Below are 10,124 nucleotides of genomic sequence, written 5' to 3' on the forward strand. Positions count from 1 at the left end.
CGGTACGAGACCATTCAATGGCTGATGTTTCAGATGGGTGGCATCGGGCCAATGTTCGGCCAGCTCGGTTTTTTCAACAGATTTGCCGGCAAGGACTACGAGGACAAGCGTCCCCGCGACCGCTACGTCGATGAAAGTAAACGTTTGTTAAAAGTTCTTGATGGACGTCTGGAAGGGCGCGACTGGATCATGGGCGAGCGCTACACCATCGCGGACATCGCGACCTTCCCCTGGGTGCGCAATCTGATCGGCTTCTATGAGGTTGGCGAGCTGGTGGGCATCGAGGACTTCACGAACGTCACGCGTGTGCTGGAGCGCTTTCTGGCGCGACCGGCGGTGATGCGCGGGCTGGAAATCCCCCATTAAAACGCTTCGATTTGAACAAGACCAAGGCAGGCCATGCACTCATTCGATTTCAAGCAAGTAGATGTCTTCAGCCGTATTGCGCTCAAGGGCAATCCGTTGGCGGTGGTGTTCGGCGCCGATGAGCTCAGTGATGAGCGCATGGCGGCGTTCGCCAGCTGGACCAACCTCAGCGAAACCACATTCATACTCGAACCGCGCGATCCTCGCGCCGATTATCGCGTGCGGATCTTCACCACCCTGAACGAATTGCCGTTCGCCGGTCATCCGACACTGGGTACCTGCCATGCGTGGCTGGAGGCCGGTGGCGTGCCCAAGGGCGAAGAGATTATTCAGGAGTGCGGCGTGGGGCTGGTACGGGTTCGTCGACAAGGGACAGAGCTGGCCTTTCTCGCACCGCCATTGCTCAAAACCGGGCCGGTGGAGGCGGATGTGGTGGAACGGGTGCGGCGGGGGCTCGGGCTGGAATCGGGGGCGATTGTGCGCATTCAGTGGGTCGACAACGGTGCCGGATGGCTGGCCGTGATGGTCGAGGATCGCCAGCAGGTGCTGGACCTGCAACCGGATCATTCGCAAATGCTCGGCCTGGCCGTCGGTGTCATCGCGCCATGGCATCCCGAGCGCGATGGTGATGACGCACAGTTCGAAGTGCGGGCGTTTATCTCCGGCGACGGTATGCCGGAAGACCCCGCCACCGGAAGCCTGAACGCCGGGATTGCCCAATGGTTGCTCAGCGAAGGACTGGCGCCGGCGTCCTATGTGGTCAGCCAGGGCCTGACCATGGGCCGTGCCGGACGCATTCAGGTCGAGCAAGTGGACGACGAGATCTGGATTGGCGGCGCGGTGGTGACCTGCATCAGCGGAACAATGACGCTCTAGCAGAGCTCGCCGCAAAACCCTGCTACATGCTTGTATCGCGGTGATTATTGCCGAACCGGTAAGGGCTTATTTCGCGTCTGAGGTTTGTGCCCCGCGCCTTTCAGGGCATAAGCTTCGCCTCCTACGACTTTTGTCTCGTCTGCCGTTTTTCAGGAACCCCTCATGTCCAGTCAGTTCCCCGAAGCACGTCCACGCCGTCTGCGCCGCAATGCGAGCCTGCGCAGCCTGTTCCAGGAAACCGAGTTCAGCTTGAACGACCTGGTGCTGCCGATTTTCGTCGAGGAAGAAATCGATGATTTCGTGCCGATCAAGAGCATGCCTGGCGTGATGCGCATTCCGGAGTCGAAACTGGCTGGCGAAATCGAGCGCTACGCCCGGGCCGGAATCAAGTCGGTGATGACGTTCGGCGTGTCGCACCATTTGGACGGCAACGGCAGCGACACCTGGAGCGACAACGGTCTGGTGTCGCGCATGTCGCGCATCGCCAAGGACGCCGTGCCGGACATGATTGTGATGTCCGACACCTGCTTCTGTGAGTACACCGACCACGGCCATTGCGGTGTGCTGCACAACCATGAGGTCGACAATGACCAGACCCTGATCAACCTCGGCAAACAAGCGGTGGCCGCGGCCCGTGCTGGCGCCGATGTGATCGCCCCGTCGGCGGCCATGGACGGGCAGGTTCAGGCCATTCGCCGGGCGCTCGATGAAGCGGGTTTCAGCCAGACCGCGATCATGGCCTATTCGACCAAATTCGCGTCCGCGCTCTACGGTCCGTTCCGTGAAGCCGGCGGCAGCGCACTCAAGGGCGACCGCAAAAGCTATCAGATGAACCCGATGAACCGCCGCGAAGCGGTGCGCGAATCACTGATGGACGAGCAGGAAGGCGCCGACGCGCTAATGGTCAAACCGGCCGGCGCATACCTGGACATCATCCGCGACATTCGCGAAGCCTCGCGTTTGCCGCTGTCGGCGTATCAGGTGAGCGGCGAGTACGCGATGATCAAATTCGCCGCCCAGGCCGGGGCAATCGATGAGGCTCGCGTGGTGCGTGAGAGCCTTGGCGCGATCAAGCGGGCAGGGGCGGATCTGATCTTCACTTACTTTGCGATGGACCTGGCGCTGACCGGGATCTGATCAAGATCAAAAGATCGCAGCCTGCGGCAGCTCCTACAGGAAATTGAGTACACCTGTAGGAGCTGCCGCACGCTGCGATCTTTTGATCCTCAGCCGAAAAACGGCCTGATCCCGTGATCCCGGAAGTACCGCTCGATCACCTTCGGATCGGCGCACGTGTCGGCAATCGCCACATACGTATCCGGCCGCAACAGGTAAAACCCGTTACGCCCCAGGCCAGCCGCTTCAAACGCCGGCCGCCAGTCAAAAACATGCAACGGCAAATGATGTTCATGGCACCAGGCGATCATTTCGTCGCTGGTGTCGCCGTACACATGCACCTGCCAGGTCAGACATTTCAGCGATTCGAAATTGTCCCCCTCACCATCGTGAGCCCAAGGCAGGCGGTCGCCACCGTGAACATGACCAGCAACGCCCGTGCTCAACGGCATCCCGCGATAATTCAGGGTGATCTGCGACACCGTGCGAAACAGAAACTCGCGGGACGTCTCAAACGATGCCATTTTTGGAATCACGAAAGGCGCCAGACGCGTGCGCAACAAATCGGCCATGCGGCCTTCGGCGGTGACGAACGTGAACACTCGGTCGGTGGTGGTCACCAGTTTGCGGGCAAACGAAATGCGCTCGGTTTCGTAAGTGTCGAGGAGTTTTGCCTCAGCGCCGCCGCTCAACACCGCCGCGAGTTTCCAGGCGAGGTTGATGGCGTCGCCGATCCCGGTGTTCATGCCCTGACCACCCGCCGGGCTGTGGACGTGGGCGGCGTCACCCAATAGAAACGCGCGCCCGGTGCGAAAATGATCCGCCACCCGATGATGCACGCGGTAGGTCGAGAACCAGTTCACCTGTTCGATCTGCACCTTCAGATGCTCGATGGCCTGGCTGCTGACGTCTTCAATCCGGAGGGTTTCAGCATGTTCGGCGCGTTCGTCGCGCACGGTACCGATCAAGCGGGCGCGACCTTCACCGGCTAATGGAAACACCGCGAGGAAATCCGCTTCATCGAGGTCCACGTGCAGTTCACCATTGAACGTTGGCCCGCGGGCCTGCACGTCGGCGACGTAGAAAATCTGCTGATAGGTGCCGCCGGGGAAAGCGGTGTCCAGGGCCTTGCGCACGATTGACCGAGCACCGTCGCAGCCAGCCAGGTAGCAGGCCTGACAGGTTTCCTGCTGGCCATCGCGCAAGCGCAGTCGGGCGGTGATGCCGTCGCCGGTTTCCTCGAAACTTTCCAGTTCAGTGTTGCGCTCTACCGTAATCCCGAAGGCCTCAAGGCGTTCTATCAGCAGTCGCTCGTGCTCGTCTTGAGGAAATATTTCCAGGAATGCGTAGGGCGTCAGACCCTCGCCGATGGTGCTCAGGGGCAGGCGCGCCACGGGCTCGCCCTTGACCCAGAAATTCGCCGCGGCCACTCGATGACCGTTCTTTACAACGGCATCGCTGAGGTCGAGCTGGCGATACAGTTCAAGCGTTCGTGCCTGAACGGCCAGAGCCCTGGACGTGGTGCCGGGGGCCGACGTCTTGTCGATGATGCGCACCTGCACGCCGAGCTTGCTCAGCCAAAGAGCCAGCACCAGACCGGTGGGCCCTGCACCATTAATCAGCACGTCATTGCGGTTCATCTTGTCTCCCAGAGCAAAGGCAGGCGCCATGGGATCAGGCGGTGAACTTTAATTGAAGGCCATCGAGGGCGCCGGCGCCAGTAACAGGCTTTCGACGCGCCAGCCGGTATGCCCTCAAAAATCGACGGACTTGATGAAATCGATGAAGGCTTTCTGGCGTGAGGTGTGCTGATGCGCGTGGGGCCAGAGTGCGTGGATCTTTGTCGAGTTGGCCGTGTGGTCCAGCAACATCGGTGTCAACAACCCTTCACGCAACGGCTTGCGAATCGAGATATCGGGCAGGCAAGCGATGCCCAGACCTTTGAGGGCGAAATCGATTCGGGTGTTGATGTCGTTGCAGACAATTGAAGTCGGCAGGTGCAGCTCACCGCAATCGTTGAGTGGCCAGGGTTCGACCTTGCCCGAGTTCGGTGAGCGATAGTGCAGCAACTTGTGTTCGAGCAGTTGCTGAGGGCGGGTCGGCACCCCATGGCGAAGCAGGTAGGCGGGGGAGGCGACGATCAGCCGGCGGAAATCCCCCATGTGGTGCGCGCGCAAATTGCTGTCGGCACCGTCGCCGACGCGAATCGCCGCGTCGAAACCTTCCTGGATGATGTCAACGTTGCGCTCGGCGTAATCGAGTTCCAGCTCGATTTGCGGATAGCGTTCATTGAAGCGCGCCAGGTGATCGAGAAACACGTCACTGATGGGTGCCAGGCTGATCTTGAGTTTACCCCGTGGCAAGTCGGCGGCGCTGCTCAGTTCCGTCTGGATTTCTTCTATCTCGTCCAGAATGCGCCGGCTGCGTTCCAGCAGCTTTTCACCCTCGGGGGTCAGGGAAATGCTGCGGGTGCTGCGCTGAAACAGCTGAACGCCCAGGCGCTCCTCCAGCCTTGAAATCCGTTTGCCGATGGCAGACGCCGAAACGCCCATGGCGCGGCCGGCCGCCACGAAACTGCGCAGTTCGGCGACCTGGACAAACACGGAAAAAGCAGCAACGGATTCGAGCATGAAGGTTCCTGGATTGCGGACTCTGATGGCCGCACAGACTGGAACGGTAACCTGCTTTTTCCGCAATGCCTATCGCTCTAACCTTCACAGCAGCCGCAATGTTGCCCTTTCGCAGGACCTGCCGGGCAGTAACGAGCGATACGGATATGACGGCGCTCAGGATGAGCAACGGCAGCTTTTAATATTTTCCAGAACGACAGGAGTCGACATTTTGAAGGCATTTGTGACGGGTGTTACGGGGGACATCGGTGGATCGATGGCCATGGCGCTGATCGATCGGGGGTATGAGGTCTATGGCCTGGTGCGCTCCGCTCATCAGGCATACGAGGTGGGGAAACTGGGGATCATCCCGGTGTTCGGGACGCTCTATGACACTGAGACGATCAAGAAGCAGGCACTGGCAGTGGACCTTATCGTCAACGCAGCCAACTCGGACAATGCCTATGTGGTCTCCACTTTGCTGCAGAGCTTGCGGGGTTCGGGCAAGACGTTGATTCACTACAGTGGCACCAGTGTCATTGGTGATCGCGCGGAGGGTGCAGGTTCCGATCAACAGTGGACCGAGCACACCCAGCCTCGGCCACGGTTGGAGAAAGTCGCTCGGGTGGCGATTGACAATGCCATCAGAATGGCCGGTCAGCAGGGCCTTAGAACGCTGGTGGTATGCCCGACGATGGTGTTTGGCGAAGGGCGAGCGCTGCACAAGGACTCGATCCAGATTCCGCTGCTGACACGACTGGCCCGTGAACATGGGGTGGGCGTGTATGTCGGCAGTGGTGAAAATCGTACCGCTTTTGTGCACATCGATGACCTGGTCAGATTGTCGCTGTTGATGCTGGATAAGGCCGAAAGTGGTGCTTACCTGTTCGCCGAGAATGGCGAGGTGTCGATGAAGGAGCTGGCACAGGTCATCAGCGAAAAGCTTGGGTTCGGTGGACGTACTCAGTCGGTGCCCATGGAATACATTCTGCGCGAATGCTGTGCACATGACCCGGAAGAAGCCGAGTACGGGCTGGGTTCGAACATTCGGGTCAGTGGCCAGAAGGCCCGTGACTTCGGCTGGGAACCGCAGCATTCGGATGTCATTTCCTGGATTCGGGATAGCCAGAGCCAGGGGTTTTCAAAATGAGCATTGCGATGAATGGAAATATCCAGATGAAAGACGACCGCGTCATGAGTTGGCCGCTGTTCGCGTTGGCGATTGCGGCCTTTGCGATCGGCACCGCCGAGTTCATCATCATGGGGCTGTTGCCTCAGGTATCGGCCGACCTTGGCGTGTCGATACCGTCTGCCGGTTATCTGGTGTCGGGTTATGCGTTGGGTGTGGTAGTGGGCGGGCCGTTGCTGGCGATGCTCGTCGGCAAAATGGAAGAGAAACGCGCATTGTTGATCCTGATGGCGATTTTCACGGTGGGCAACATTGCCTGCATGATCGCTCCCGGATTCACTTCGCTGATCGTCGCCCGAGTGTTTACCGCGTTCAGTCATGCGTCGTTCATCGGCATGGCAGCGGTTCTGGCGTCGCGTATCGCGCCTCCTGGCAAGGAAGGGCGGGCCATGACGCTGATGTTCACCGGCATGACCCTGGCCAACGTGCTGGGTGTTCCGGTTGGGTCGCTGGTGGGGCAAGTCTACGGCTGGCGCACCACGTTCCTGGGTGTGGTCGCGCTGGGCATTATTTCGCTGCTGATGGTCTGGTACCTGGTTCCGGCCAAGGCCGGCGCCAGCAAGAAAAACACACAAACCAATCTGCAAGGCATGAAGCGCCCGATCATCTGGCTGGGCCTGATGACCAGCGTCATGGCGTCGGCGAGCATGTTCGCGTTTTTCACCTACATCGTGCCGATCCTGCAGGATGTGACGCATGTCGAGCCGAAGTTCGCCAGCGTTGCGTTGCTGGTGTGTGGCCTGGGTATCACCGTGGGCGGCCTGCTGGGCGGCAGACTGGCTGACTGGAGCCTGACCCGTTCGCTGGTGCTGACACTGATGGCCCTGATCGCAGCACTGGTCAGCTTCTACTGGACCAGTCATTTCGTGTATCCAGCGGTCATCAACATGGCGGTGTGGGGTTGCCTGTCGTTCTGCGTGGGGATGTTGCTGCAGGCGCTGATCATTCGTGTGGCCGGCGAATCCGCCAACTATGCGTCCACGCTCAACGTGGGTGCGTTCAATTTGGGCAACGCGATCGGTGCCTGGGTAGGTGGCCGCGTCATCGATGCCGGCATGCCGTTGAACTCCATCACACTGGTTGCTGCGACCATTTCCCTGGTGACGCTGGTCATGGTGCTCGGGATGTTCCTGAGTCGTGATCGCAGCTTGCTGAGTTATCCATCGGCGACTGCCTGAGTCTCGGCCAACGAGGGGCCGCTGTCGGTTCCTCGTTGGCCGCGTGGCTCAAGCGTGCTCGAACAGATGCCCGTAGTTGAGCGTTAATACAAATCCCGACAACACCAGAAACAGCTCCACCATCAGGTAGCAGTTGCCCATGAGGTTCATCGAACTACGACTGCTTCGCAGCCGAACGCAGCCGCGCAGGCTCGACACCTGCTACGAGAGTAATGCGGGAACAGTCAGCAGCCGTCACTGTCATAGCCTGCACCATGCCATTGATCGTATGGTTAACCCGGCTCAACGGATTTGATGGAGCAACATGCAAGCCAATCGATTGATCATGAGCGTCGCGGCGCTGTTGCTGCTGGCCGGTTGCGGCACTCAACGCACTCAGGAGCCGCCTGCCCGCAAACCCGCCGAGGTCAAGACCGAGATCGTGCGCCTGCTGCCGGCCAAAACTGTCGATCGCCAAGGTTGGGCCACGGACATCTACGCAGCCTTTGCCGCTCAGAACATTTACCCATCCACCCAAAACCTGTGCTCGGTGCTTGCCGTCACCGAGCAGGAGTCGACCTTCCAGGTGGACCCTCCAGTGCCGGGCCTGGGCAAGATCGCCCGGGACGAGATCGACCGCCGTGCCGCCAAAGTCCATATCCCCAGCCTGCTGGTGAGCGGTGCATTACAGGTGAGTTCACCCAATGGCAAAAGCTACAGCGACCGTCTCAATGCGGCGCGCAGCGAAAAAGAACTCAGCGCGATCTTCGATGATTTCATCGGCATGGTGCCCATGGGCCGGACCTTGTTCGGTGGGTTCAACCCGGTGCACACCGGCGGACCCATGCAGGTCAGCATCGACTTCGCCGAGCAGCAGGCGCGGGATTACCCGTACTCGGTGGACGTTTCGATCCGTCATGAAGTGTTCAGTCGTCGCGGCGGCATGTATTTCGGCATCGCCCATTTACTCGGTTATCCGGTGAGTTACAAACAGCCGCTGTACCGTTTCGCCGATTTCAATGCCGGTTGGTACGCCAGCCGAAATGCGGCATTTCAGAACGCGGTGAGTCGTGCGTCAGGTATTCCGTTGGCGCTGGATGGCGATCTGGTCCGCTACGACTCGATCATGCCCGGCACCACGGAGTTGGCGGTGCGCACCCTCGGCAAGCAACTGGACATGCGCAATCCGACCATCAGGGATCAATTGGAGGAGGGTAAAGGTCTCGAATTCGAGGACACCCAGCTCTATCAGCGCGTCTTCGCCCTGGCCGAGCAGGCCGAAGGCCGGCCATTGCCCCGTGCCGTGTTGCCGGGGATTGTGCTTCAAAGCCCGAAAATCACTCGCAAACTTACCACGGCCTGGTTCGCCAAGCGGGTCGATGAGCGTTATCAGCGCTGCATGAAGCGCTAAGGGACGTGCGGCCGTTCGCAAGGCCGGGATCCAGATTTTCTACGTGCCGCATCACCGCGCCGAGCCCGATGAACTGGCCCGTTGGAACCCCCCCAGCCCTTACCAACAAGGCGCCAGTCGCGCGCAGGTATTTGCCGCCGGTACCTGGTGCGGGAGTGCCCTCAGATTACCTTCACCGCTCGACCGATGAATTGAATCGGCCCGGTCGGCTTGCCGATCGGCGAGCCATTCGGGTTTTCCAGGGTCAGCTCGAACAACTGGTTGGGTTGCAGTGACGGCAGTTTGCCCAGCGGGATGGAAAGTGTTTGCCCCGGCTTGACCAACCCCAGTGACACCGGCCCTTGCCAGCCATCGGCCTTGGTCCAGAACTCCAGTGCCTTGTCGGCCGGAACCTCTATGACACCCAGCGGGATAAGCTGGATTTCCCTCGAATTGCTGGCCTGAACCACCCAGCCCGGCGCCTTGTCCTGAGGACCGACCAACACCACCAGATAGGTTGGCTTGACGGTGGTTTGCGTCAGCATCAACGCGCCGAGCAGCAACGTGGCCGCCAGGCCCGCACCGGCGAGCCCACGCCAAAGAGGCAACAGATTCCACCAGGATGAAGACCGAGCGGCGATTGGCGAAGGTTGCTGACTCAAGTTGTTGACGCTGCGCTCGATGCGATGCCAAAGGTGTGGCGACGGCGTGTGAGCTTCCGCCAGGTCGGTCAGGCCGAGCAAGCGGCGCTCCCAGGCATCCACGGTTGCCCGTAAATCAGGTTCGTCGCGCAGGCGTTGTTGGACCTCGGTACGAAGTTCGGCCGAGAGCGTACCCAGCACATATTCGCTGGCCAGTTCGTCGAGCTCTTCCGGAGTTTCATTCGCAGGTTTGGTCATCCCATGCACTCCCGCAATGCCGTCAGGCTCCGCTTGATCCAGGCTTTGACCGTGCCCAGTGGGGTACCGAGTTTTTGTGAGATTTCAGCGTGCGAATAACCGTCGACATAGGCGTGCAGAATGCAGGTGCGCCGTGCAGGTTCCAGTTGCTCCAGGCAATGATAAATGCGCCCGGAATGAGCCTGAGCATCGAATGTTTCCACGTCGTACGGCACGTCGATTTCACCTTGAATTTCTCGGCTATTGTCTCGGATGAAATTCAGCGCCAGATGCCGCGTCAGGCTGAACATCCAGCCCCGCGCCGACCCTCGCGCCGGATTAAAACGCGCGGCGCCATTCCATATCTTGATGAACGCATCGTGGACGATGTCCTCTGCCAGCGCAGTGTCGCGCACCAGGCGTTTGGCAACACCTAGCAGGCGCGGACTTTCCTGTACATACAACTCACGCAGGGCCTGACGTTCACCACGGGCGCAGGCGGCGAGGTGGGCTTCGTAATCGAAAGAGGTTTCGGACAAGGAC

The 10,124-nt window shown here is 60.0% G+C and carries 10 protein-coding genes; 6 read left to right on the forward strand and 4 right to left on the reverse strand.

Features of this window, described 5'->3' with window-relative positions:
* The 3 genes from WLY71_RS27245 to hemB form a co-directional block, all read left to right on the forward strand.
* Positions 1–366: glutathione binding-like protein (locus tag WLY71_RS27245; RefSeq protein WP_347806023.1), on the forward strand; the 366-nt coding region annotated here is incomplete at its 5' end.
* Positions 367–399: 33 nt separating this feature from the next.
* The gene (locus tag WLY71_RS27250) at positions 400–1,242 is read left to right on the forward strand and encodes a PhzF family phenazine biosynthesis protein (RefSeq protein ID WP_347806024.1); all 843 of its coding nucleotides are present in this window, start codon (positions 400–402) and stop codon (positions 1,240–1,242) included.
* A gap of 162 nt (positions 1,243–1,404) precedes the next feature.
* Complete coding sequence (gene hemB, locus WLY71_RS27255; protein WP_347806025.1) at positions 1,405–2,379, forward strand: porphobilinogen synthase; 975 nt, start codon at positions 1,405–1,407, stop codon at positions 2,377–2,379.
* 89 nt (positions 2,380–2,468) lie between these two features.
* On the opposite strand, the gene WLY71_RS27260 is transcribed toward hemB, so the two are convergent.
* Positions 2,469–3,998, reverse strand: a complete 1,530-nt coding sequence (locus WLY71_RS27260) for an FAD-dependent monooxygenase (protein ID WP_347806026.1) — start codon at positions 3,996–3,998, stop codon at positions 2,469–2,471.
* Between the two features lie 114 nt (positions 3,999–4,112).
* Positions 4,113–4,988 (reverse strand): LysR family transcriptional regulator, encoded by an 876-nt coding sequence (locus WLY71_RS27265; protein ID WP_347806027.1) that lies wholly within the window; start codon positions 4,986–4,988, stop codon positions 4,113–4,115.
* Between the two features lie 211 nt (positions 4,989–5,199).
* On the opposite strand from WLY71_RS27265, the gene WLY71_RS27270 reads away from it, so the two are divergent.
* The 3 genes from WLY71_RS27270 (at position 5,200) to WLY71_RS27280 (ending at position 8,724) form a co-directional block, all read left to right on the forward strand.
* Positions 5,200–6,117, forward strand: coding sequence for an NAD-dependent epimerase/dehydratase family protein (locus tag WLY71_RS27270; protein ID WP_347806028.1), 918 nt, complete (start codon positions 5,200–5,202; stop codon positions 6,115–6,117).
* Between the two features lie 8 nt (positions 6,118–6,125).
* On the forward strand, positions 6,126–7,334 hold the full coding sequence (locus tag WLY71_RS27275; RefSeq protein WP_347806029.1) for an MFS transporter: 1,209 nt from the start codon (positions 6,126–6,128) through the stop codon (positions 7,332–7,334).
* Between the two features lie 304 nt (positions 7,335–7,638).
* Complete coding sequence (locus tag WLY71_RS27280; RefSeq protein WP_347806030.1) at positions 7,639–8,724, forward strand: DUF1615 domain-containing protein; 1,086 nt, start codon at positions 7,639–7,641, stop codon at positions 8,722–8,724.
* Between the two features lie 161 nt (positions 8,725–8,885).
* On the opposite strand, the gene WLY71_RS27285 is transcribed toward WLY71_RS27280, so the two are convergent.
* Both WLY71_RS27285 and WLY71_RS27290 read right to left on the reverse strand, forming a co-directional pair.
* On the reverse strand, positions 8,886–9,602 hold the full coding sequence (locus WLY71_RS27285; RefSeq protein ID WP_347806031.1) for an anti-sigma factor: 717 nt from the start codon (positions 9,600–9,602) through the stop codon (positions 8,886–8,888).
* Positions 9,599–10,120, reverse strand: coding sequence for a sigma-70 family RNA polymerase sigma factor (locus WLY71_RS27290; protein WP_347806032.1), 522 nt, complete (start codon positions 10,118–10,120; stop codon positions 9,599–9,601). Before WLY71_RS27290 ends, WLY71_RS27285 begins: the two co-directional genes overlap by 4 nt.
* Positions 10,121–10,124: the final 4 nt, after the last annotated feature.

It is taken from the genome of Pseudomonas rossensis (assembly GCF_039888995.1).
Taxonomy (GTDB): Bacteria; Pseudomonadota; Gammaproteobacteria; order Pseudomonadales; family Pseudomonadaceae; genus Aquipseudomonas; species Aquipseudomonas rossensis.

Bases quoted from the DNA above. Each gene is read 5' to 3' on its own strand.
- WLY71_RS27260 (WP_347806026.1), bottom strand. From the start codon at position 3,998: ATGAACCGCAATGACGTGCTGATTAATGGTGCAGGGCCCACCGGTCTG.
- hemB (WP_347806025.1), top strand. From the start codon at position 1,405: ATGTCCAGTCAGTTCCCCGAAGCACGTCCACGCCGTCTGCGCCGCAAT.
- WLY71_RS27280 (WP_347806030.1), top strand. From the start codon at position 7,639: ATGCAAGCCAATCGATTGATCATGAGCGTCGCGGCGCTGTTGCTGCTG.
- WLY71_RS27275 (WP_347806029.1), top strand. From the start codon at position 6,126: ATGAATGGAAATATCCAGATGAAAGACGACCGCGTCATGAGTTGGCCG.
- WLY71_RS27285 (WP_347806031.1), bottom strand. From the start codon at position 9,602: ATGACCAAACCTGCGAATGAAACTCCGGAAGAGCTCGACGAACTGGCC.
- WLY71_RS27250 (WP_347806024.1), top strand. From the start codon at position 400: ATGCACTCATTCGATTTCAAGCAAGTAGATGTCTTCAGCCGTATTGCG.
- WLY71_RS27265 (WP_347806027.1), bottom strand. From the start codon at position 4,988: ATGCTCGAATCCGTTGCTGCTTTTTCCGTGTTTGTCCAGGTCGCCGAA.